Source organism: Helicobacter ailurogastricus (assembly GCF_001282945.1).
Lineage (GTDB): Bacteria > Campylobacterota > Campylobacteria > Campylobacterales > Helicobacteraceae > Helicobacter > Helicobacter ailurogastricus.
Genome location: NZ_CDMG01000009.1, coordinates 203,833 through 226,616 on the forward strand (window position 1 = coordinate 203,833; position 22,784 = coordinate 226,616).

General features: G+C 48.2%; 20 protein-coding genes. 8 read left to right on the plus strand and 12 right to left on the minus strand.

Features of this window, described 5'->3' with window-relative positions:
* Window position 1: 1 nt before the first annotated feature.
* From HAL07_RS06380 to glyS, 8 genes are read right to left on the minus strand one after another with little or no spacing between them, the layout of a single operon-like run.
* Window positions 2–757, minus strand: coding sequence for a Nif3-like dinuclear metal center hexameric protein (locus HAL07_RS06380; protein WP_082355914.1), 756 nt, complete (start codon window positions 755–757; stop codon window positions 2–4).
* Entirely contained in the window at window positions 750–1,631 is an 882-nt protein-coding gene (glyQ, locus tag HAL07_RS06385) for a glycine--tRNA ligase subunit alpha (RefSeq protein WP_053945492.1), read from the minus strand. The genes HAL07_RS06380 and glyQ overlap by 8 nt, the downstream gene beginning before the upstream one ends.
* Window positions 1,632–1,641: 10 nt before the next feature.
* A complete protein-coding gene (locus HAL07_RS06390) occupies window positions 1,642–2,574 on the minus strand; it encodes an NAD(P)H-dependent glycerol-3-phosphate dehydrogenase (RefSeq protein ID WP_053945493.1) in 933 nt (310 codons plus the stop codon).
* A gap of 35 nt (window positions 2,575–2,609) precedes the next feature.
* Entirely contained in the window at window positions 2,610–2,900 is a 291-nt protein-coding gene (locus HAL07_RS06395; protein ID WP_053945494.1) for a DUF3240 family protein, read from the minus strand.
* A complete protein-coding gene (locus HAL07_RS06400) occupies window positions 2,900–5,962 on the minus strand; it encodes an efflux RND transporter permease subunit (RefSeq protein WP_053945495.1) in 3,063 nt (1,020 codons plus the stop codon). The genes HAL07_RS06395 and HAL07_RS06400 overlap by 1 nt, the downstream gene beginning before the upstream one ends.
* Window positions 5,962–7,026: an efflux RND transporter periplasmic adaptor subunit gene (locus tag HAL07_RS06405; protein WP_053945496.1), complete on the minus strand. Its 1,065-nt coding sequence runs from the start codon at window positions 7,024–7,026 to the stop codon at window positions 5,962–5,964. The genes HAL07_RS06400 and HAL07_RS06405 overlap by 1 nt, the downstream gene beginning before the upstream one ends.
* Window positions 7,023–8,282, minus strand: a complete 1,260-nt coding sequence (locus HAL07_RS06410; protein ID WP_053945497.1) for a TolC family protein — start codon at window positions 8,280–8,282, stop codon at window positions 7,023–7,025. Before HAL07_RS06410 ends, HAL07_RS06405 begins: the two co-directional genes overlap by 4 nt.
* A 3-nt stretch (window positions 8,283–8,285) precedes the next feature.
* The gene (gene glyS, locus HAL07_RS06415; protein ID WP_202903490.1) at window positions 8,286–10,355 is read right to left on the minus strand and encodes a glycine--tRNA ligase subunit beta; all 2,070 of its coding nucleotides are present in this window, start codon (window positions 10,353–10,355) and stop codon (window positions 8,286–8,288) included.
* Window positions 10,356–10,456: 101 nt separating this feature from the next.
* Here glyS and HAL07_RS06420 point away from each other — a divergent pair, with 101 nt between their 5' ends.
* Window positions 10,457–11,332: a hypothetical protein gene (locus tag HAL07_RS06420; RefSeq protein ID WP_202903491.1), complete on the plus strand. Its 876-nt coding sequence runs from the start codon at window positions 10,457–10,459 to the stop codon at window positions 11,330–11,332.
* The gene (gene gpmI, locus HAL07_RS06425; RefSeq protein WP_053945499.1) at window positions 11,333–12,802 is read left to right on the plus strand and encodes a 2,3-bisphosphoglycerate-independent phosphoglycerate mutase; all 1,470 of its coding nucleotides are present in this window, start codon (window positions 11,333–11,335) and stop codon (window positions 12,800–12,802) included.
* Here the strand turns inward: gpmI and HAL07_RS06430 are convergent.
* Genes HAL07_RS06430 through HAL07_RS06445 form a run of 4 tightly spaced genes read right to left on the minus strand, consistent with a single transcriptional unit; the run spans window position 12,794 to window position 16,377 of the window.
* Window positions 12,794–13,732: a 5-oxoprolinase subunit C family protein gene (locus tag HAL07_RS06430; RefSeq protein ID WP_053945500.1), complete on the minus strand. Its 939-nt coding sequence runs from the start codon at window positions 13,730–13,732 to the stop codon at window positions 12,794–12,796. The two genes, gpmI and HAL07_RS06430, sit on opposite strands and share 9 nt — an antisense overlap.
* A complete protein-coding gene (gene pxpB / locus HAL07_RS06435; protein WP_053941581.1) occupies window positions 13,725–14,432 on the minus strand; it encodes a 5-oxoprolinase subunit PxpB in 708 nt (235 codons plus the stop codon). The genes HAL07_RS06430 and pxpB overlap by 8 nt, the downstream gene beginning before the upstream one ends.
* On the minus strand, window positions 14,433–15,569 hold the full coding sequence (locus tag HAL07_RS06440) for an NRAMP family divalent metal transporter (protein WP_053945501.1): 1,137 nt from the start codon (window positions 15,567–15,569) through the stop codon (window positions 14,433–14,435).
* 25 nt (window positions 15,570–15,594) lie between these two features.
* A complete protein-coding gene (locus HAL07_RS06445; RefSeq protein ID WP_053945673.1) occupies window positions 15,595–16,377 on the minus strand; it encodes a LamB/YcsF family protein in 783 nt (260 codons plus the stop codon).
* A 37-nt stretch (window positions 16,378–16,414) separates the two neighbouring features.
* Between HAL07_RS06445 and HAL07_RS06450 the strand changes: the two genes are divergently transcribed.
* The 6 genes from HAL07_RS06450 to HAL07_RS06485 all read left to right on the plus strand — a co-directional run bounded on the left by HAL07_RS06450 (window position 16,415) and on the right by HAL07_RS06485 (window position 22,503).
* On the plus strand, window positions 16,415–17,290 hold the full coding sequence (locus HAL07_RS06450) for a class 1 fructose-bisphosphatase (RefSeq protein WP_053941583.1): 876 nt from the start codon (window positions 16,415–16,417) through the stop codon (window positions 17,288–17,290).
* Window positions 17,266–17,448 carry a hypothetical protein gene (locus tag HAL07_RS06455; RefSeq protein WP_053941584.1) on the plus strand — a complete coding sequence of 61 codons (183 nt, stop codon included), beginning with the start codon at window positions 17,266–17,268 and terminating at the stop codon, window positions 17,446–17,448. Before HAL07_RS06450 ends, HAL07_RS06455 begins: the two co-directional genes overlap by 25 nt.
* 8 nt (window positions 17,449–17,456) lie before the next feature.
* Window positions 17,457–18,140 (plus strand): outer membrane protein, encoded by a 684-nt coding sequence (locus HAL07_RS06460; protein WP_053945502.1) that lies wholly within the window; start codon window positions 17,457–17,459, stop codon window positions 18,138–18,140.
* 515 nt (window positions 18,141–18,655) lie between these two features.
* Complete coding sequence (locus HAL07_RS06465) at window positions 18,656–19,504, plus strand: aldo/keto reductase (RefSeq protein WP_053941586.1); 849 nt, start codon at window positions 18,656–18,658, stop codon at window positions 19,502–19,504.
* A gap of 753 nt (window positions 19,505–20,257) precedes the next feature.
* A complete protein-coding gene (locus HAL07_RS06475; RefSeq protein WP_156295955.1) occupies window positions 20,258–21,016 on the plus strand; it encodes a hypothetical protein in 759 nt (252 codons plus the stop codon).
* 332 nt (window positions 21,017–21,348) lie between these two features.
* On the plus strand, window positions 21,349–22,503 hold the full coding sequence (locus HAL07_RS06485; RefSeq protein ID WP_053945505.1) for a DUF2130 domain-containing protein: 1,155 nt from the start codon (window positions 21,349–21,351) through the stop codon (window positions 22,501–22,503).
* The last annotated feature ends 281 nt before the right edge of the window (window positions 22,504–22,784 follow it).

The window sequence follows — 22,784 nt, forward strand, 5'->3', positions numbered from 1 at the left end:
GTCAAACCTTAAGCATAAATGGATTTTTACAATCCAGTAGTTTAACACACTTTACTTGAGATTGCAAAATGTAGGGCTCTAGCAAGTCTTTCAGCAAAGGCACAAAAAACTTTTCGCTCTCATAATGGGGGACTTCTAAAAGCGAAACCCCCACACTCAAAGCCTGCATGGCATCGTGGTGCTTGATGTCGCCCGTGATGAGACAAAGATTTTTAGGGGCTTCTTTAAGCTCGTGTAAAACCCCACAGCCCGCCCCGCACACCACCGCCACACGCTCAATCGGGGTTTTCGCGTCTGCTAGGCGCACATAGGGCAGGTTTAAACGCTCTTGCACTTGCGTGGCTAGGTGGTCTAAACTTATAGGCGTGGTGTCTGCCACTAACGCCATGCCCTCTTCTTTGGTGTGGCTCAAGCCCAAAATTTTGGCAAAGTGGGGGTTTAAATGGGTCTTGTCAAAATTCGTGTGCAAAGCTACAAGAGCACAGGATTTTTGTAGCAACAAAGCGGCGATGTTGGCGGGGTAAAGGCTGGGGTTAAAGTTTTTAAAGGGCTTGAAAAACAGGGGGTGGTGGGTGAGCACCACGCTTTTAGGGGGCAATTCCTGCGCCAGCTCTAAAGTGAGCTCTAGGGCGATGGCGATGTTTTCATACTCTGCGTTGTTACTGCCTAAATTTAGCCCACAATTATCCCAGCTCTCTTGCAAAGAAAAGGGGCTTAAGCCCTCTAAAAAGGCGATGAGCTCGTTTAACTTAAGCATTAAGCCGTTTGAGCCGCTCGGGCTCTTGTTCTTTGTAAAGCAAGGCACAGGCTTTGGCAAGCTCGCGGATTTTTAAAATGCACTCTTGGCGTTTAGCCACCGATAGGGCTTTTCTTGCGTCTAGGACATTGAAAAAATGGCTAGAGAGCATCACAAAATCGTAAGCTACTAGGGGCAAGTTCTGCTCTAAGCACCGCTTGGCTTCGGCTTGGTTGTTGGCAAAACTTGTTTGCAAAAAGTCTAAATTAGCGTGGTTGAAGTGGTAATGGCTAAACTCAAACTCGCCCTCCAAATGCACCTCTTTATAATACACGGGCTTGTTGTCTTTAAGCGTCCAAACAATATCCAGCACCGAATCGACTTGTTGGATATAAGTCGCTAACCTCTCCACGCCATAGGTGATCTCAATGGGCGTAGGGCTGCACGCGATCGAGCCCACTTGTTGAAAGTAGGTAAATTGCGTGATCTCCATGCCATCAAGCCACACCTCCCAGCCTAGCCCCCACGCCCCCAAAGTGGGCGACTCCCAGTTGTCCTCCACAAAACGGATGTCGTGTTTGGCAAAGTCAATGCCTAGAGCCTCTAAACTTTGCAAATACAATTCTTGGATATTTAAGGGGCTTGGCTTGATTAAAACCTGAAATTGATAGTAACTGCCTAAGCGATTAGGGTTTTCCCCATAGCGCCCGTCTGTGGGGCGGCGGGAAGGGGCGACATACGCCACGCTCCACGGGGTGGAGTCTAAACTTCTTAGCAAGGTGGCGGGGTGGAATGTCCCCGCCCCTGCTGGGATGTCATAGGGCTGTAACAGGGTGCAACCTTGCTTTGCCCAAAACTCTTGTAATTTTAATAAGATATTCGAAAAGGTTAGCATGGCGTTATCCTTAGCGTTTAATCAAAGCGGTCATGCTCTCAAGCGGGTTTTTGCCCTCTAAGAGCAAGTCTAATTCTTTGGCAATGGGAGTGTGGATGTTCTCCCTGGTGGCGATCTGCACGATGGCTTTGGTGGTTTTGATCCCCTCGGCGACTTCTTGCAATTCCTCAATGATTGTGGCTAGGGGTTTGCATTGGGCAATGCCTAGCCCCACTCTATAATTGCGTGAGAGCAAAGAGTTTGCCGTTAAAAACAAATCCCCCGCTCCAGACAAGCCTAAAAAGGTTTGCTGTTTACCCCCAAAATGCGCCCCAAAACGACTCATTTCCACAAGCCCCCTTGAGAGCAAACTTGCCTTAGCCCCCTGCCCTAACTCCAGCCCATCGCACACCCCAGCGGCGATGGCAATCACATTTTTATACGCCCCGGCAATCTCTGCCCCCCTCATGTCCTCTTGGATATACGAGCGGATGAAGGCGGGCAAACAGGCGGCAAACTCTTGGGCTAATTCGGGGTTTTTAGAATGGAGTGCCAAAGCACAGGGCAAGCTTGTCACAATCTCTTTAGCAAAGCTAGGGCCTGCCAAATAACAAATGTTTTGGCTGTCTAAAAACGCCTCGGCAATTTGGCTCACAAAACACCCCCCGATCTCAATCCCCTTAGCGGCGATCAACACCCTAGAGTTTTTAGGCAGTTTTGCCTCTTCAAACCACGCCCTCAAATGCTGTACGCTGATGGCAATGACAAATAAATCCGCCTCTAAAGCCTCTTGCAAAGAGCCCTGAGTGATTGGCTCATGCCCCTTGAGTACAAGGTCTTTGTTTAAGGGCATGAGTAGGGATGTTAAATCCTGTCTGGAAACAATCTTGATGGGGTTTTTATGCCCTAGTGCAAAGGCCAATGCCCTCCCCCAAGCCCCCCCGCCAAAAACCGCAACACGCATAGCCATCCTTTCGCAAAAACTTTATTCTAGCATGTTTAAACTAGGGGTGTAGAGATCGCCCCCAGCGGGATTAAATACAAGGTTGCCTCTTTGCTGAGGGCGTGGATTTGCTTGGCTAAAACTTGTGCCCTCTCCTCCTCTAAGTAGAGTTTAAACAGCCCGTAGTCCTTGCGTCCGCTCACCTGCTCTTTTTCGCTTTTTAAAAGCGTGGAAGTGGCGTACTCAAAGCACTCCCCAAAGTAAAAATCCTCATGCCCGTGGGCGAATAGGTGGTCCACGATCATGTCCTTAATCGCTAAGTCCGCATAAATCTCCACTAAAACCATCACACCACTTTTAATTTTTTGGCTAAGAGCATGAACATCGGGGGCAAGAGTAGGAGCGTTAAAATGCTGGAAGTGGCTAGCCCGCCTAAAACCACAATCGCTAGGGGTTTTTGCACCTCTGAACCCACGCCATGCGAGAGAAGTAGGGGGATTAGTCCTAGCCCCGCAATGCAAGCGGTCATCAACACGGGGCGCAAACGCCGTTTTGCCCCCATAAACACGACCTCATCCACACTCTTGCCCTGCCTTAAGAGTTCTCTAAAATACCCGACCATCACCACGCCGTTTAAAACCGCAATCCCAAAGAGCGCAATAAAACCCACACTCGCAGGCACAGAGATGTACTCATGGCTGGCAAAGAGCGCAATGAGCCCGCCCGTGATCGCAAAGGGCACATTTAATAAAATGAGTAGGGACAAGGGCACGCTTTTAAAGGTGAAAAACAAAATAAAGAAAATCACCAAAATGCTTAAGGGGATCACCGTGGCGAGGCGTTTGTTGGCCCTTTCTTGGTTTTCAAATTGTCCGCCGTAGGTGATGTAGTAGTTGGGAGGCAGTTGCACTTTTTCAGCGATTTTTTGGCGGGCTTCTTGCACGAAACCGCCCAAATCCCGCCCCACAACATTGCTTCGAACCACACTCACCCTTTTGCTGTTCTCGCGCACAATCGCCACGGGGCCATCGACCTCTGTAATGTTGGCAATGGAGGTGATGGGCACGGCAAAGCCCCGATTAGAGGTCATCTCTAGGCTTTTTAGCAAAGTGGCGTTAGAGGCGATGTCCTTGTTTTGGCGGATGATCACGGGGGTACGGGAGATGCCTGTGGGGATGTACTCCACGACAATCCCCTCCAAAGCGGATTTAAGGAATTTAGCAAATTCATCGCTGGTGATGCCGACATTTGCCATAGAGTCCCTATCTGGTGTAACATACAAATAATTCACGCCCTTATTTAGGGTTGTAAACACCTCGTCCGAGCCCTTAATGCCCTTAATCACCTCTACAATTTGGGCGCTGATGTCGTTGAGTTTTTCTATGTCGTTGCCAAAAACTTTAATCGCCAAATCCCCCCGCACCCCTGTGAGCATCTCCGACACCCGCATTTCAATGGGTTGTGTGAAGGCAAAGTTAATGCCCTTGTAATCCTCTAAACAAGCCAAAATCTTGTCTAGCAACTCTTGCTTGGTCTTCACGCTCCACTGCTCTTTGGGGATGTAAGAGATGAACATGTCGGTGTGATTGAGCCCGTCTAAGTCTAGCCCTAGCTCGTCTGAGCCCGTGCGCGCCACGATCATTTTCACTTCTTTGACCTTGTCTTTAATGGTCTTTTCAATGCGTAAAACCAAATCCTTAGATTGATCGAGCGAAATAGAGGGCACGGTATGCACGCTCAAAACACTGCTCCCTTCATCCAAGCTTGGCATGAAAGTTTTACCCACAAAGGGGAAAAGGGACAGACTAGACGCTAAAAAGAGGAGTGCACCAACAAGCATCGTTTTAGGGTTTTTGAGCGCAAATTGCAGGGCTGGGGTGTAAATCCAGTAGAAAAAGCGCGTCAAGGGGGTTTCTTTATGCGCTTGCACTTTAAGCACCATAGAGCTGATCACGGGCACCACAGTGATGGCTAAAACCAAAGTCCCCAAGAGCGCAAACACGATGCTGGTGGCTAAGGGCACAAACATTTTACCCTCAATGCCCTCTAAGGACATGATGGGCACAAAGAACACGATGATGATGACAACCCCGCTCACCACAGACACGGCGATCTCTTTAGAGGAGCGGTAAATGGCGTGTAACTTCGTGGTGCTGGTGTGGGTGCTTAATTTTTCAAAGGCGTTTTCCACCACCACCACCGCCGAGTCGATGAGCATGCCTATGGCGATGATGAGCCCGCCTAGACTCATTAAATTTAGTGTCATGTGATTGAGCTTGATGAGAATGAACGCCACACTAAGGCTCAAGGGCAAGATCACGCCCACCGCAATGCTCGCCCTAAAATTGCCTAAAAACAAAAATAAAGTGATGATGATGAGCACAACGGCTTCAATGAGCGTTTTGGTGACGGTGTTGATGGCTTTTTTCGTAAATTCCGAGCGGTCGTAAAAAATATGCGTATGCACGCCGGTAGGCAGCAGGGGCTTGATCTCTGTATCTAGCTTTTGGCGCACGGCTTTAATGATGGTGCTGGAGTTTGCCCCTTTGAGCGAAAGCACGAGCCCCTCTGTGGTTTCATCGATCCCGTTTTTCGTCACAAAGCCTAGCCTTGTGCGCGAAGACACGACCACCCTTGCAAAGTCCCTAATGTGTAAAAATCCCTTCTTGGTGGAGATGGTGATGTCGCCAATCTCCTCAGGGGTTAGGGCCATGGTTTGGATTTTGACTAAATAGGTTTCCCCATCGCGATCGACCCGCCCCGCCCCGCTGTTGCTTAAATTCGCGCGCAAGGTGTTTTCTAAATCGCTCATAGAAATGCCCAGCCTTGCCATGTCGTCGAAGTCGGGCACCACCACGAAGGCACGGCTGAACCCCCCGATGGAATTGACATCTGCCACGCCCGGGATCGTGCGCAGCATGGGGCGGATCACAAAGTCGAGTAATTGGCGTTTGTCCACATCGTCTAAGTTGCCATCGATGGTGAACATGAGAATGTCTGACAAGGGCGTAACAATAGGCTCGATCCCGCCCTCGATCTCATCGGGCAAGTCAGGCAAGACAAGGGCTAGCTTTTCATTCACCATGTTGCGGGCTAAATAAATGTCCATGCCATCGTCAAAGTCAATGGTGATGTCGCAAACGGAATACTTAGAAGTGCTCCTTAACGACTTTTCGCCCTTTAAGCCCAATAACTCTAACTCTAGGGGGCGGACAATATTATTCTCCATTTCTTCGGGAGAATAGCCGGGCAACTTCAACACGACTTTAACTTGTGTGGGGGACATGTCGGGGAAGGCATCTATGGGCGTGGTGAAAAAGCTATAAAACCCAAAGAGCAAGAGCAAAAAGGCACAAATGAGCACAACCACACGCTGTCTTAGGGCAAATTCAATGAGAGAGGCTAGCATCAATCGTCGTCCCCTAAGTTATTGACAATGCCCTTTAAGCTCACCAAAGCCCCCGTGGCGACTTTGGCATGCGGGTTGATGTTTTGACTGCTGATGACAAAGACATGGTTGCGCTCCTCAATGACTTTCACGGGGGTGGGCATGAAGCCCTTCTTGGTGCGTACAAAAATCAAATAATCCTGGTCGTTTTTAATGACGGCACTAGAGGGGATAAAAAGCGAATTTCTAGGCTTTGCCCCCTCAATATAGACATCGGTCGTCTCGCCCACATGGAAATTGCCCGCCTCGATTCGAGCCGTGGCTAAAATCGTGTTGGAGCTTTTATCCAACACCACAGAGATGCTTTGAATCGCCCCGATGGCATTGCCCATTTGATCAAACACCCGCGAGCCCCGTTTGATGTAGCGCGAGAGGCTCACGGGGAGTTTAATGCGGGCAATCAAGTCGTTGTTCTCTGAGATGCGGATATAGGTCGTGAAGGGCAAAATCTTTTCGCCCAAAACTTTAGGGGCAATGGAGAGAATTCCGCTGTTGCGGGCGATGATTCGAAACCCATACAGCCCCAAAGGGTCTTTAGGGTCGATGCCAAAGTTTTGGAAAGTGGTCTCTAGTTGGCGCACTTTTAGGCTCATCTCTTCACTGATCAAAAAGCTGTTTTGGTACTCCCTTTTGGCGATCACGCCCTGTTTGTAGAGTTCGTGGTCCTTAGTGCTGACATCTAGGGCGACTTTTAATTTATTTTGGTTGTTTTGTAACTCGAAGTAAAGATTGCTTAAATCGATCGAGCTGATCTCGCAAATCAAGTCGCCTTTTTTGACAAACTCGCCCTCATTTTTATAGATCGCCACCACTGTGGCGTTAAAACTCAGGCTTTGAATCACCGTGTGTTTGAGGTTGAAGTTATTAAAGTCAATGGAGGCGCTAAAAGGCAGGCCGTGCGTGGCAAATTTTTGGTTTAAGGAGACCATCTTAAGCCCTAAACCCTCAATTTGTTTAGGGGTTAGGGCAATTTCCTCGTAGGCTTGCAATGCACAGAAACACAAAAGAAAAATCAGAGCTTTCAAAACGCGTTCCCTATGTGTGTGAGGGTTTGCCCTAAAGTTTCTTCTAAAAGGGCGGTGATGTTGACATATTCAATCCGGGCCTCTGCCAAAGCGATCAGAGCGTCCATGTAGGCGTTTTGGTAAAACAGATATTCAAACAGCCCGATTTTTTGCGCTTCATAAGCCACCCGCCCCATCTCCATAAGCTTTGCTTTGTTGTCGATGGCATCGATTTGGATTTTAATGTAGCGCTCCTTGGTCTGCAATTGGTCCAGGTAGGCGAGGGCATTGATGTGGATGTTGCGCTTCATCACAACATTCTGTGCACGGGTGCCATTTTCTAGGGCGAGGTATTTGCGTTTGAGGTGGATGTTCTTGGGCGTTACGGGCAGGGGGATGTAAAACTCCATAGACAGGTGGGTGGAGGAGTTATAGCTCTCTGCCCCAAAGCCAAATTCAAAATTATGGAACACATCGCGGTTGGCAAGATTGGCGTTGACATGGTAATCTCTAGCGGTTAAGTCCAGCACTTCCACATACAGCGAGTGCTCTAAAACCCGGTTGATGGCCTGCTCGCCCATGTGCACATATTCAAATTTCAATTCGGGGATTTTGATTTGGTGCTCATTGTCCACAAAGCTGGAAAAACGGGCATTTTGCCCAATGGGATCGACAATAGCAAGCATGGTGTTTAAAGTGCGCTCTTGGTTGATGATGAGCGTTTCCATGTTGATCTTGGCCAATTTAGACTCCAAATAGGAGTTTTTAAAGTTGATGTAGTCCTTTTTAGACATGCTCCCGGCAGCAACCTTTGCCTTAGCGGCGTTGAGCTGGGAGTAAAAGATTTGCTCCCGTTTGGCGTAGATGTTGTGTTTTTCAATGTTTAAAATGTAGTTAAGATACAGCCGTTTTGCCCCAATGAAGGCCAAATTGCGGCTGAGTTCATAACTCTTGCGGTATTGCACATTTTTAATCGATAAACTGCGCGCGAGCAGACGACTTACCCATGGCAGTTTAGGTTTAATCATTAAAACCGTGCGGGGTTGGGGCTCGGCGATGCCTTGGTAGTTGCGTACCATAGAGGTTTCGTTAGAAATGTAAGGAAAATCCCACGAGTTGGTCGCCTTTTGGTCCTCTAAAAGGCTGATAAAATCTGCCTTTTTTTGGATGAGTTCCATAGAGTTGTGCTCCACCCGCTTAAAAAACTCGGCTAAAGAGAAAGTGCGGCCCCCTAAACTTGTTAGCAACAGCCCCCACAATAATAAGAGTGCCCGCATGCCCTACAATTCTTTGGCTTCTGCTACACCCAAGAACGCGCAATAGATCAAGCCCAACAAGCCCTTGCGGTTGTTTTGCACCGCTAAATTGGGATCATTGACAAGCACATGGTCAAAAAACGCTTCTAGGGGCTCTTTAAGCGCAAAAAGGGCGTGCAGTTGCTCTAAATAGTTTTTAAAGGGCGTGGCTTTTAGGGTGTTGTAGGCGTTGTAAAGGGAGTGCTCGCTTTCATGGGTGAAAAGCTTAGGGTCTGGGGCGATGTCTAATTTATCATCTTGGGTGATGTTAGCCACTCGTTTAAACATCGCCACAAACTCCCTAGTTTGCGTGGTTTGAAGGAAAGTAGCTAAGGCTTGCACCTTTTTAGCGATTTGGCACACTTCGCAAGCTTCTTGGCTTTGGGCGATGCCTGCAAGCACCGCTTTATAGATGTTGGGGGTGTAGCCTTGCAGGCTACTCTCTAAAATGTGGCTCAAGCGCTCCAGCGCAAAATCTTTTAAAAGGGCGGTGTCAAAGCTTTGATAATTTTTGGCGAGTTTTTCAAAGTCTTTTTGCAAATCAAAGGACAAATTAAAATGCAAACAAATGCGCAAAATAGCGTTGCACGCGCGGCGCAGGGCAAAGGGGTCTTTGGAGCCTGTGGGGATTTTATTCACGCTAAAAAGGGCTAATAAGCTGTCTAATTTGTGGCTCAAAGACACGAGCGCGCCCAAGAGGCTAGAGGGCAGGGGGGCGTTTTCGCTGTTGGGGAGGTATTGCTCTTTGATCGCGGTGCTGATGCTTTCTTTGTAGCCCTTGGCTTTAGCGTAGTAGCCCCCCATAATCCCCTGCAATTCGGGGAACTCATAGACCACTTCGCTAAGAAGGTCGAGTTTAGAAAGGCTCAAAGCCTGTGTTAAATCGTCTTGCAAATGGGGGGCGTATTTTTGCGCCAAAGCCTGCCCGATTTGTTGCTCCCTTTGGACTTTGTCGGCAAGACTGCCCAAGCCCTGCACGAAAGCGATCTGTCCTAGGGCATTTTTGGCGTGTGCGGGCTCAAAAGGGTTTTTTAAGTCGTTTTGATAAAAAAACATGGCATCGCTGAGGCGCGCTTTTAACACCTTTTCATTGCCCGCCACAATGTTTTTAAAGTCGGCTGGATGCTCTAAGGGGGTGTTGCTCACCACAATGAAGCCAGCGTGCAACGCCCCGTTTTTAAAGGCAGCAAAGTAGCGCTGGTGCTCTTGCATCGAAGTTGTGGTGATCTCGGGGGGTAGGCTTAAAAATGCGGGATCAAACTGCCCATAGAGGGCGGTGGGGTAGCTTGTGATCGCCACCACTTCAGCCAATAAATCCTCATCTATCCGCACTTTTAGCCCATGCTCTTGCTCTAGGGCGTGGATTTCATTTAAAATTTTAGCTTCTCTAGCTTTGGGGTCTAAAAGGACTTTGCCCCGCTTTAAGGTGTCAAAGTAGGTTTCAATGTTGGGGGTTTTATGCCAGCCAAAGCCCATAGAAAAGTGCAATTTTGTGGCGCGCTTTGTGGTGCATAAAAAGGCCTCTTGACACGAGGGCAAGGGCACTTTTTGTTCTCCAAAGAGTACGCAAATGTTGTGGACGGGGCGGATGAAGCGGGCTTTAACCTCCCCCCATGCCATGCTTTTGCCAAAGTTTAGCGTCTGTAAAAAGTTTAAGATCAAAGCATCGAGCAGGGGGGCTGTGGGTTGGATCTTGGTTTGCACACAGGCGTATAAAACTTCTTTGTTGTTTTTCATGGCCGTTTGCCACACACTCGGCACCTCTAGGTCTAACTTGGTGTAAAACTTCTGCCCTATGGCGTTTAGGGTGTTGTTGGTGATACCCACGGCTAAAGGCGGGCCAAAGTGTTCCTCAGTGCTCGGGGGCGTGTGGGTGGGAAAACTTGGGGCGTGTAAAACGAGCCTTGTGGGGGTGTAGCCAAGCTCTGTAACCGTGCTTAAACCCCGTGCGTTTAACAGGGCTTGCCATTTGTCTAACATGCGCGGGAACTCCTGTAAAAGGGGCTTGGCGGGCAACTCTTCTAAGAGGATTTCAATAAGGAGGGCTTGATTCAAGTAAGCTCCTATGGGTTTTGTCGGGTTTATGGTGTTTCAAGGGTTACTTCTGCTACAATTATAACAAAATCAGTGATTAAAAACTCTTAAGAGGTTCTGCGATGCGTTGTGTGTGTAAGGCGGTTTTTGGGCTGTGGCGTTCTTCTTTGTGGGCTTTGTTGGCTTTTGTTTGTTTGTCTAACAGCTTGAGCGCGGGCCACAAAGAGGCGAGTCTAGCCGAGTGCATAGACCCGCGCCATTTCAACGCCTTCCAAAAGCGCATTTTGGTCTATGCCTACCGCTATGGGTTTAAAGAAAATTTGGGCTACGAATTGGCCGCCATCGCGTGGAAAGAATCTTGTGCGGGCATGTATCGGGTGGATTTTAGCGATCCGAGTGCGGGCATTTACCACGCTTATATCCCCGATGTACTCAAGCGCTACAACGAGCGGGACACCCGTTTTATGCAAAGCGTGTATGGCGACTTGTTGATTAAAGATCAAAATTTCGCTTCTAAAGTCGCCCTAGACACTTTAATTAGCTGGAAGCGCATCCACAAGGGGGATTTAAAAGACATGATCAAATCCTACTATAAGGGCCTACGCTGGCAAAAAAACGAGCACATTGACCAAAGCGCCAACGAGTATTACCAAGACATTTTAACCAAGATCAAAACCTTGCAGAGCATGATGCCTGCCCTAGAAAAAAGCGTGGATGAAGACCAAGCCGCACCCTTACAAACAGCCAAACACGAACACAAGGATGAAACGATCCAAGCCCAGCCGCAACTAGAGCTCCAGCCACAGATTGTCTCCACCTCCAAACCCCGCTCTCAAACCCGCAGAAAGCCCCGCCCGCATAAGAGTGCTAAACACCCCACGCACCACGCCACCCCTAAACCCCCAGAGTCAAAAGACAAAACCCACACCGGCAAGACCCCTAAAAACAGCAAAGATGCCAATAAAATCATGTTAATGCAAGAATCCCCGGTGTTTTAAATGCAAAAGACCCTCCTCATCATCACAGACGGCATCGGGCACAACCCCAATCCCGAGGGCAACGCCTTTTTAGCGGCTAAAAAACCCACCTATGATTGGCTCTTTGGCCATGTCCCCCACAGCTTGCTAAAAACACATGGCTTGAGCGTGGGGTTGCCAGAGGAGCAAATGGGCAATTCTGAGGTCGGGCACATGTGCATAGGAGCGGGGCGCACCTTTTATCAAGACTTGGTGCGCATTTCTAAGGCGTTTGCCAAAAGCGCGCTTGAGGACAATCCTGCCCTTAAAAGCGTGACAGATCACGCCAAAGTGGTGCATGTCATTGGGTTGATGAGCGATGGGGGGGTGCATGCCCACATCCAGCATTTTACGAGCATGGCGCTGTTGTTAGAAAGATTGGGTAAAAAAGTTTGGTTGCATTTAATCACCGATGGGCGCGATGTTTTGCCTCAAAGCGCGCTGGAGTATTTAGAGATCATCAACTCCATTTGTAGCGAGAATATCCACATCGCCAGCCTCGCCGGGCGTTTTTTTGCTATGGATCGCGACAAGCGCTACGAGCGGTTGTTAAAAGCCTACAACTGCATGGTGCATGCTGAAAACAAAACAGACTTCACCCCTGAGCGCTACATTAAAGAGATGTATTATCAGGGCGTTAGCGATGAGTTCATCGAGCCAGTGAGCTTTGCGCATTACCCGGGCATGTTTGATGGCGAGGGGGTGGTTTGCATTAACTTTAGAAGCGATCGCATGCGCCAGCTTGCCCAAGCTTTGGGCGGGTGTGGGGACCTTGAGGGCTTTAAACCCCCCCCCGAGCTTTACATCGCCACGATGACAAGTTATAGCCCCGACTTTGCCTACCCCGTGTTGTTTGAAAAGCCCAACATCACCCACACTTTAGCCCAAGTGGTTTCAGAGGCGGGTTTGAGCCAAGCCCACATCGCCGAAACCGAGAAATACGCCCATGTGAGCTTTTTTATCAATGGCGGCGTGGAAGAGCCCTTTAAAAATGAAGAGCGGGTTTTGATCGAAAGCCCTAAGGTTAAAACCTACGATTTATGCCCTGAGATGAGCGCCTTTGGCGTGGCCGATGCGGTCTGCGCGCACATGCAAGCGGGCAAGGATTTAATCATTGTCAATTTTGCTAACGGGGACATGGTCGGGCACACGGGCAATTTTAAGGCGGCCATCTTGGCGGTGGAGGCGGTGGATAAAGCCCTAGGGCAAATCGTGCAACTAGCCAAAGAGCTGGATTACGCTTTGGTGCTCACCAGCGACCATGGCAACTGCGAGCACATGCAAGAGGGCGGGCAGACGCTCACCAACCACACCACCTATGAGGTCTATTGTTTCATCATGGGAGACGGGGTTAAGCGGCTGAAAAACGGCGGGCTTAACAATGTCGCTGCCAGCGTGCTAAAACTCATGGGCTTAGAAATCCCTAGCACCATGGACGCGCCCTTATTTTAAAATCTCTTGCAGGTGGGCGAGGTTTTTATAAAAGGCGCAATATCTTTTTTGTGCTTGCTCTAGTCTTAGGGGGATAAAGCGCACCACTTGCCCGGGGAGCATTTGGGCTAAAGCAATTACACTTTCTTTAAGAAGTGTGGCGATTTTTGGATAACCCCCCAAAGTCTGCCTATCTGCCATCAGCACAATGGGTTGGCCGCTGCTTGGCACTTGCACACTGCCTAGCACTAAAGGGTTAGACACCAACTCGGTTTGCAAAAGCCGCTCTAAGGGCTCGCCCTCCAAGCAAATGCCCATGCGATCGGCTCTAGGGCTGATTTTATAGGCAGAGGCAAAAAAGCGGCGTACACTTTTTAAGCTAAAGTAGTGGGCTTCTGGACCTAAGAGGGCGGGTAAGCTGGCTTGTTTGTGGTAAATGGGGCGGTGTTTCTCGGGTAAGTGGCGTTTTTTTTGCGCGGGGTGGGTTTGGATCAAGAGTTCATCGCCCTTTTGCAAAGCCCGCCCACAAAACCCGCCTATGCCGGCGCGCATGTAAGTCGACTTGCTCCCATGCACTAGCGGCACGCCTAAGTTGCCCGAAAAGGCTAAATACGCCCTCGCTCCGCTTAAAAGTTGCCCAAACTGCAAAATATCCCCAGCTTTGACGGCGTAAGACTCCCAATTAAAAATCTCTTCACCGTTTAGCTTGGGGCTTAAATGAGCCCCTGTGAGGGCAATTTGCATGGGTTCTAAAAATTCTAGCGCCCCGCCCGTATAGGTCATCTCTAAGAGGGCTTGCCCCCTTTCATTGCCGACTAAAAAATTAGCTACAGAGGCGCTAAATTCGTCCATCACCCCACTTACAGGGATGCCAAACTCTTGATACCCCCCCCGCCCCAAATCTTGGATACTGGTGCACAACCCCGCCTCTAACACCCGTACACTAGACATGCAAGGCATCTTTAGACACAAGAGTCCGCTTAGGGCAAGTGTGACTCTCTTGGTATTCTTGTAGGCTAATGGGCTTATAGCGGATATAATCGCCAGCACGCACACACACGGGGGGCTCTTGTGTGGGGACATAGAGGCTTATGGGGGTTTGGGCGAGGATGTGCCAGCCAGCGGGGCTATCGATGGGGTAAATGCCCGTCTGCTCGTTGGCGATGCCAATAGAGCCCGCGGCGACTTCTAACCTAGGTATAGCCAGTCTAGGTAGTCTGAGTGCCGGGTCCAAGCCGCCCAAATAGACAAAGCCGGGCAAAAAGCCCAAGCAATATACTAAATAATCCCGCCCGCTGTGCTTTTCTATCACTTGTGCAGGGCTTAAACCTGTCTGCTCTGCTACGCTTTCTAAATCCAATCCCAGCTCGTAGCAAGCGGGGATTTCCACCAAATACGCCTCTTGCTCTTGCTCTGTGGGTAAGTCTAGGTTAAGATTTTTAACAAGCTCTATTAAATGGGCGTGGGTTTGGATAAAAGGGTCATAGATCACAAGCAAAGAGGCGTAAGCGGGGACAATCTCTACAAGGCCCTTGAGATTTTGCGCTCTTAAGGTTTTATACAAAAGGCGCACTTTGGCATTGAGGCTAGGCGTGATTAAGTCGCCCAAAGTGATTAGTAGGGCGTTTTCAGCGCAAGGTTTAAATTCCACTTAAGCCGTCCATAGACTTAAAAAAGGTTTTAAAGAAAGCACACCCAGATATGCGCTAAGGGCGACCACAACCCAGCCCAAAAGGCTCAGGATGAGGGGATGCTTGTAACTGCCCACGATTCTAGGGCTTTTGGCGGCGAGCAACATGACCGCTAAAGTTAAGGGCAAAATCAGACCATTGAGCGCACCGGCGGCAATTAAGAGCGTGGCAGGCTTACCCACGCCCAAAAAGATGAGAGCCGACACGCCGATAAAACCAATCACCCAAGTGTTCTCACGCCGGCGCACCCAGCTAAAGTTTCTTAAAAAAGACACGCTCGTGTAAGCCGCTCCGATGATGGAGGTTAAACTAGCCGCCACAAAGACCGCACCAAAAACAAAACGCCCCCGCTCCCCAAAGGATTCAAAGGCACTAAGCGCCGGGTTAGAGGGCTGTAATTTGGCCCCGCTCTCCACCACACTCAAAATCACCAAGAACAACAGCCCACGCACTAAAGTCGCCACAAAAATGCCTAAATAAGCCGCCAAATCCACTTCTTTTAACCGCTTGGGCCCCACGACCTTAGCGTCTAAGAGTCGATGCCCTCCTGAGAAAATGATATACCCGCCCACTGTGCCCCCGATTAAAGTCAGCACCGCCACCATTGAAAAGTGGCTCGGGTGTAAGGCTTCTTTGGCCACTTGCGCTAGGGGGACTTTGGCGCTAAAGGCCACAAGCCCCATCAGCAAGATCATAAAAATTCCTAAAATTTGGGTCAATTTATCCATAAAGGCCGTTGCCCGCTTAAAAAGAAAAACCCCAATGGCCAAACAAGCCCCCAGCCCCGCCCCGGTCTCTAAATTGAGCCCCACTAGCACTTTTAAACCCAAAGCCACGCCGCCCACATTGCCAATATTAAAAACCAACCCACCTAAGCAAATTAAAAAAGTGAGAAAAGCTCCCAGCCCGGGTAAAAGCGTGCTGGCGATCTCTTGCCCTCTTTGATTAGCCACTGCCAGCACCCGCCACACATTGAGTTGGGCGATCAAAGAGGCGAGAGTGGCGATTAAAATGGCACATGCAAAGGCACTTTTTAACTCTTGCGTGAATTGCGCGCTTTGGGTGAGAAAGCCCGGACCCACCGCTGAGGTCGCCATTAAAAAAGCTGCTCCGAGTAAGTGGCTAATGCACGCCCCCTTTAAGAAACGCCCTTAAAGGCTGGATTTTGACCCCGTTTTTTAGCAGGGCTTCTTTGATGTGTATCGCTAGTTGCACCGCCTTAGGGTTGTCGCCATGCACGCAAATGGTGTCGGCGCAAATCTCTATTTCTTGGCCGCTAATGGTTTGTACCCTGCGATCTTTTACCATGCGCACCACCCGCGCTAAGGCTTCTTGCACATCTGTAACAAAGGCTCGAGGGTGGCTTCTTGGCACAAGCCGTCCATCGTCTAAATAGTGGCGATCGGCAAAGACTTCTTGGGCAACCCTTAAGCCCATTTCTTGCCCTAACTTTGCCATAGGGCTTAAACTAGGCGCGAGCACAATCAAGTGGGGGTCAAAATCTCCAAGGCCCTCCAACACGGCCTGAGATAGGGTTAAATCGTAGGCGACTTGGTTGTAAAAGCTCCCGTGCAATTTGACATGCTCTAAGGGGATTTGTTGCGCCCGCGCAAAGCCATAAAGCGCGCCCACTTGATAGAGCGTATAAGCCCGAGCCTCTTTAGGGCTTAGTTTTAAATCGCGCCGCCCAAAGCCTAACAAATCTGGATAGCCCGGGTGCGCACCCAGCCCTATGGCTAAATCTTTGGCTAGAGCGACCCGCTCTTGCATGATCAAAGGATCGCCCGCATGCCACCCACAGGCAACATTAACGCTGCTGACACACTCCATAATAGCAACATCATCGCCCAAGCGATACACCCCAAAACCCTCACCCATGTCGCTGTTTAAATCCACAATTTCCATGCTAAAATGATAGCATGCAATCGTAAAGGACACAAGAATGCTAACCCCGATTTTGCAAGCCTTGCAATCTCTAGCCCCTAAAATTTACCAAGCGATTAAACAGGGCGACACCCGCTACACCGACCATAAAAACCCCACGGCGGATTTACAATTGGCCGTAGATGTGGCTGTGGATCGCTTGATTTTTGAGGCCCTAATCCAAACACCGGGTGTGGGGGGCGTGATGAGCGAGGAGAGAGAGCAGGCGCATTACAATGAAAGCGGAGATCTTTTGATCGCCTTTGATCCCCTTGATGGCTCTAGCGTGGTGGGGGCGAATTTTCTTGTGGGCAGCATTTTTGGGGTGTATGCCCGCCCAGCTTTGGGCTTTAGCGAGCCACAAATGGCGAGCCACCTTAAAATGGGGGCGTATATTCTCTATGGGGCAAAGTTAGAGTTAGTCGTGGCAAGCGATCAAGGGGTTATGCACTATGTCTTCAATGAAGACAGCCAAGAGTGGCACAGCCAAAAGGATTTAAAACTTAAAGACAAGGGCAAAAACATTGCCCCCGGGGGGAGTTGGCAGTATTTTAGCCCTGCTTATGTGGAGTTTTTGACCGCATTTTTTAAGCAGGGTTACCGCCTGCGTTACAGCGGGAGCATGGTCGCTGATGTCCATCACCTGCTTAGTAAAGAGGGGGGGTTGTTTTGCTACCCGGCCACACAGGACGCGCCCTTGGGCAAATTACGCAAGCTTTTTGAGGTCTATCCTTTAGCTTTTGTGGTGGAAAAAGCGGGGGGGTTAAGTTTTGATGGAGCACAAGAGACCTTAAACACCCCCTTAAATGGTCTGCACGACAAAAGCCCTTGTTTTCTAGGCTCAAAAGTGGAAATGGAGGTTCTCAAGCAGTGGATGCATACGAACAAAAGTTAGACGAATTGGTGCAAAAGGTGCAAGCTTGCCAAGAGAGAAAGGGCGTGGGGTCTTGTTTGCGCTGCAGTTTGACTCTAGAGTGCGTGGATCGCAAGGCGTATGTGGCGAGTGTATATGCAAGCATGAATAAGGGACAACAAGGTAATTTCGATTTTTAAGGGTAATGATGTTTTTTCATAGATTAGCGGTTAGTTTAGGGCTTGTTTGTGGTTTGGCTCATGTGGCCTTAGCGGAGAAAAACGGCATTTATGTTTCGGGTGGGTTGCAATACACCTTGGTGAAAACCACGATCTCTAGGGGGATGTATGCCAACGAGGCCCAGCCTTCAGGCTTAAGCGGTTACACCCCGGGGATGAGCAACATGTACGGCTTTAGCCTCAATGCAGGGTATAAAATGTTCTTTGGCAATCTGGAAAGGCGCAATGGGGTTAGGGCCTATGTGTTTTACGAGTATGGCTATGATAACCCTAGTTTTAACGGACCACGTTTAAACGACAATGTCTATGGCGTGGGGGCGGATTATCTCTTTAACTTCATCGATCAGCGCAAAATGCAGGTGGGCTTTTTTATGGGGCTAGCGTTTGCAGGCAGCTCGTGGAGCAATTCGGGGGCTTCTTATGTCAAAAGCCTAGCCAAATATCCCGGGGTGAGCGAGAATTTTAGCTATTTTCAAATCCCCGTTAATGTGGGCGTGCGGGCCAATGTTACTAGGCATCAGGGCTTTGAATTTGGGCTTAAAATCCCTTTGGTGCGCAATTACTACTTCCGCTCTGTTGCCCCCGGCGGGATTTATGGCTTGACCTTTCAAAGAAGCATCGTTTTTTATGCCAACTATGTTTATAATTTCTAGGCAACGCCTAAAATGCACGCATGCGCTGGCCGACTTAAATGGATGGGTTCAATTGCTTTACAAGCATCCATTCTTAAACTCTTTTTGGCTTTTTCTATCGGCGGCCACTAAAAGCTTGATTCGATTTAATACCAAATGACAACACTGTGACTTAATCCGAGTTGTTGGTGTAGTCCCAAAGCATTTCGATACTGTGTGCCAGCGACCATAAAGGCAAGCGGATTGTCCTCTTTAAACAGATTGGACAAACCGGCTTTCACACTGGCAGGCAGAGTTAAAAACAATTTGTAAGCTTTGATTTCGCGTTTTTACTCTGTTTGGGCTCGCTCTAGACTTCTTGGGTGCGCTCTAATTCTGCTTGTTTTTGCCTGTCTGCCTCTTTAAATGTTTTGCGTGGGCGCAAACAAATAACAAATCTCATAGATTGTATGGTAGTATTGGGGGTTGCTCTTGATTGCAGGATGGCGCAGTCAAAGAGAGTCGTTTTAGAAAAAGTCAGTTTTAAGGAGAGCTAGATGGAACATGTCGTTTTAAACAACCAAGTCAAGATGCCTATTTTGGGGCTAGGGGTGTTTCAAATCCCCGATCCTGAGTGCGAGAAAGTGGTTTTAGAGGCCATAGATAGGGGCTACCGCCTGATCGACACCGCCCAAATGTATGGCAATGAGGCGGGCGTGGGGCGGGCCGTCAATCAAACCAGTGTCCCCCGCGAGGAATTGTTCATCACCACAAAGGTTTGGTTTAGCAACGCCGGAGAGCAAAAGGCAAGGGCCTCTGTTGAAAAATCCTTACAAAAAATGCAACTGGATTATTTAGATTTAGTTCTCGTGCATCAGCCCTTTAACGACTACTACGGGACTTACCGCGCCCTAGAGGCTTTGCATCAAGAGGGCAAGATCCGCTCCATTGGGGTGAGCAATTTCTACCCCGATCGCCTAGCTGATTTGATCACCTTTAATGAAATCGTCCCCACCATCAACCAAATTGAAGTCAATCCTTTTTTCCAGCAAACAAAAGCCCAAGAGTTTATGCAAAAATACAAGGTCCAGCCTCAAGCATGGGCACCCTTTGCAGAGGGCAAAAACGATATTTTTGAAAACCCCACTTTGCAAGAGATTGCACGCAAGCACCATAAATCTGTTGCACAGGTGATCTTGCGTTGGCTCACACAAAGGCAGATTGTCGTTTTGTTTAAGTCGGCTAAACTTGAGCGGATCGTAGAAAACGGCCAAATCTTTGATTTTAGTTTAGACACAGCAGACATGGAAAATATCGCCAAGATCGATCAACAACAAAGTGTCTTCTTTGACCACAGAGAGCCCGGTGCACTAGAATATTTAAGGACCATCCCTTTTAGTTCATGAGTCAGCCACTCTAAAGGGAGGGCTTCTTGACTGGATTCTAGCTAACCTCTTAAGAATGCGGGTGGCTTTGCACCCTAGAGTTGCAGGGTTAGACCTCTAATTCAAGAGACTTGATTACGCTTGAAGGTGGTCGCTCGTTAGCGTCCTTGTTAGCAATGGGTTTTTGTTAATCTAAATCTAGAATGCAGCTATTTTCAGCTCGTTTTCGAGCAAAGGCCCTTTTGTTTAGGGCTATCTACCCTGTCTATTTATCTTTCAACACTTCATTAAATTTACACACACATATATAATGGCCACCGCAATTTGAAGAGAATGCGGGTGGTTGGTGTATGATCCTTTTGCTGGGCGTGGCACAACTCCCTTTGAAGCCTGCAGAATGGGGCGCATTGGCCAACGATCTTAGTTCGCTAGCCATCTATCTTACAAAAGCCAAAACCAATATCCCAAAGATTCGCAAAATTAAAGCCCGTTTAGAGGATTTGGCACGCCTCTACACGCCCCCCGACATTGAGATTGATATGCCAACATCTTTAGCATGGCACCCAACTACACTAGGGGTTTTGTTGCCAAACATGATCTTAAGAAATTGCGCCAAAGTGCGCCCAAATATTTAAGGGTGAAAGATACGATGTGGCTACCCCGAAGGCGTATTTGCAAAATTATATTATGGTTTTATCACGATGAAGGACATTAGTTGATGAGTAAGCGCGTTTTATGGGGGTGTCTTTAGGGGTTGTTGTCATAGCCTTGATTATGACTTTGTTGTTAAAAAACCACTTTGATGCACCACAAGAGCGCGCGCCCACACAGAGTGCTCCGGACACAAACGCGTTTATCACGGCTGCCCAAGAGTATGACTCCATGATAAGCGCACACAAAGCCACTTCTATATTGGCTCTTGAAAATGCTTGTGAGGAGCACATGCCAGATCCCACTTACTACTACACAGATATGGTCGAAAAATACGCCCCCACTTGGATCCATTTAGCCACTAAGATGATCGATGCCCTCCGTGTCATGGCGCATATCCAAAAGAGCCTGCCCCAAGATGTCTCCCAAGAGATTAGAAAGTTTGAAACTCTGCACGCCCTCTCTTTAGTGCGTGATAAGATTCCGGGTGTAAATTGCTATCATTTTAAAAAGAATGACACTTCTGTGAATCGTAGCGATGACGACAATGATGATAACGACAATTGCGCAGATCTCACACCCCATCCGCTCAATCCCCAAGCCCTTTTAAAAAATTTTTCTCAGAGCTTAGAGATCATTTACCCGCCTTTAATCAACTCTTTTAAGCAAGGACTTCCCCTAGAATCTTATTTACGAACACTAAGCCATCAAGAAAACCTAAGTGTTTCTGGTGATGAGATTGATAAACATCTAGAAAGCATGCGCGCCAACGCCACCAGCAGCACACAACCCCTATCCTCAAGTCCCATGCATGAATCCTTTAAATTTTTGCTTGGATTGTATCCGCATACGCCCTTAATCTTTGATCCCATAAGGCTTTAACTTTTTTAATCTGCTGTTTCTTTTTAAAGCCCGTATAGAGTTTCCCATGACATCATAGGCGATTGAGCCATTTTCATGGACGCGTAGAGAGATTTTAGGAGGATTTAAGATTTTTTTAAAATCGCGCACTAAGATACCTTGTAAAATCTTTTGGAACTTGTTAAGACAAGCGAGCACGAAAAGTGCAATGTAGTGGTATTTGCTTGGGGTTGAAGGACATTGTCCTCGTTGCTGGGGGTAGGGTTGGCAGTACAAAATCAAGCGCAAGCATCCGCAGTGTTCATTTATCCTTTGTCGTTTATAATGCACAATTCTAAAGATAAAGGACCAACATGGACGACAGCATTACATGCCCTAATTGCCAATACACTTTTAATGTAGGCGAGATTTTATCTAAGCAGGTGACACAAGAGTTGCAACGTAAAATGGCCCAAGAGAGAAACAGATTTGAGCAGGAAGTTGCCAAAAAACGCCAAGAGTACAGCCAAGCCTTTGAAAAACTCAAAGCGCAAGAGCAATCATTACAACAGCAAATCCAACAAGGCATAGAGCAGGCCCTCCAACAAGAGCGCGTCCAAATGCAAGCACAAGTGCAACAAGAGAAAGCGCGCCTACAAGAGCAAAACGCTGCACAACTACAAGCCCAAAAGGAAGAGATGGTAAAGATGCTCGAAATCCAAACTAGGGAAAAATACGAGCTTAAATTCAAAGAACAAGAAGTACAAAGGGAACGACTAGAAAAGGCACTCCAAGAGGCCAATAGGATGGCACAGCCCGCGATTTCTCAGCAATTGCAAGGAGAAGCCCAAGAATTGGCGATTGAAGAATATTTACGCCATAAATTCCCCTTAGACATGATTGAAGAGGTGAAAAAGGGGCAAAGGGGAGCTGATTGTTTGCAGATGGTGCGTGATGGCAGTGGTCTAGATTGCGGGTTAATCTGTTATGAAAGCAAGCGCGCAAAAGAGTTTAAAGAAGAGTGGATTGAAAAACTCACACAGAATAAACGAGAAACGGGGGCGCACTTGGGAGTGCTTGTCACAACAAAATTGCCAAACTCTATGGAACGCATGGGGCTTTATAAAGGTGTGTATGTCTGCACTTTCCAAGAATTTAAAGGGCTTTGCGGGATTTTAAGGGAGATGATTTTAAATCTCGCGCGGGCGCAAAAAAGCCAAGAGAATAGAGGCAATAAAATACACGAACTCTACAACTATTTAGTGGGGGCAGAGTTTGCGAAAGAAGTTGAAAATGCAATCATTCTATTTAGAGAAATGGAGAATGATTTGAGTGAAGAAAAAAAATTTTATAGCAATTTTTGGGCTAAACTCGAAAAACGCTGGGCGCGGCGCTCCAAACACATAGAGGGGTTGCATTTCATCGTGGCGCGTACGCGCGGCTGTATTGAAGGCATTGCGGGCAATGCCATTGCTCCCCTCCAAGCTTTAGAATTGGGCCTAGATAGAGAGGATATGGAGGGGGAATAGATATCCAGTTGGGCTACGCTGCAATGCACTCCACTCTAAGCGAGGTGGTGTGCCTAGTTCTGTGTCGGGTTTCTTTAATTGCGCCCTGATGCCTTTTAACTTTTTTCCCTTTTCTCTGCACTCTCGAGGCCTCTCCCGCGCAAATTTAAAGCACACATTTTCATACTATTTAAGGCTAAAAAACATGTGTGTAATAAAATGGGCTGCACTAGACCAATGCTTCTCAAGACTTTATATAAGACATGTAAATACACCCAATCTAAATTCCAAGGTCATTTGTC

Coding starts and splice junctions, on each gene's coding strand:
- HAL07_RS06445 (WP_053945673.1), bottom strand. CDS start 16,377: ATGGAAATTGTGGATTTAAACAGCGACATGGGTGAGGGTTTTGGGGTG.
- HAL07_RS06395 (WP_053945494.1), bottom strand. CDS start 2,900: ATGGTTTTAGTGGAGATTTATGCGGACTTAGCGATTAAGGACATGATC.
- HAL07_RS06460 (WP_053945502.1), top strand. CDS start 17,457: ATGTTTTTTCATAGATTAGCGGTTAGTTTAGGGCTTGTTTGTGGTTTG.
- HAL07_RS06400 (WP_053945495.1), bottom strand. CDS start 5,962: ATGCTAGCCTCTCTCATTGAATTTGCCCTAAGACAGCGTGTGGTTGTG.
- HAL07_RS06485 (WP_053945505.1), top strand. CDS start 21,349: ATGGACGACAGCATTACATGCCCTAATTGCCAATACACTTTTAATGTA.
- HAL07_RS06465 (WP_053941586.1), top strand. CDS start 18,656: ATGGAACATGTCGTTTTAAACAACCAAGTCAAGATGCCTATTTTGGGG.
- HAL07_RS06430 (WP_053945500.1), bottom strand. CDS start 13,732: ATGTCTAGTGTACGGGTGTTAGAGGCGGGGTTGTGCACCAGTATCCAA.
- HAL07_RS06475 (WP_156295955.1), top strand. CDS start 20,258: ATGACTTTGTTGTTAAAAAACCACTTTGATGCACCACAAGAGCGCGCG.
- glyQ (WP_053945492.1), bottom strand. CDS start 1,631: ATGCTAACCTTTTCGAATATCTTATTAAAATTACAAGAGTTTTGGGCA.
- HAL07_RS06450 (WP_053941583.1), top strand. CDS start 16,415: ATGCTAACCCCGATTTTGCAAGCCTTGCAATCTCTAGCCCCTAAAATT.
- HAL07_RS06390 (WP_053945493.1), bottom strand. CDS start 2,574: ATGCGTGTTGCGGTTTTTGGCGGGGGGGCTTGGGGGAGGGCATTGGCC.
- HAL07_RS06440 (WP_053945501.1), bottom strand. CDS start 15,569: ATGGCGACCTCAGCGGTGGGTCCGGGCTTTCTCACCCAAAGCGCGCAA.
- gpmI (WP_053945499.1), top strand. CDS start 11,333: ATGCAAAAGACCCTCCTCATCATCACAGACGGCATCGGGCACAACCCC.
- HAL07_RS06410 (WP_053945497.1), bottom strand. CDS start 8,282: ATGCGGGCACTCTTATTATTGTGGGGGCTGTTGCTAACAAGTTTAGGG.
- HAL07_RS06380 (WP_082355914.1), bottom strand. CDS start 757: ATGCTTAAGTTAAACGAGCTCATCGCCTTTTTAGAGGGCTTAAGCCCC.
- HAL07_RS06420 (WP_202903491.1), top strand. CDS start 10,457: ATGCGTTGTGTGTGTAAGGCGGTTTTTGGGCTGTGGCGTTCTTCTTTG.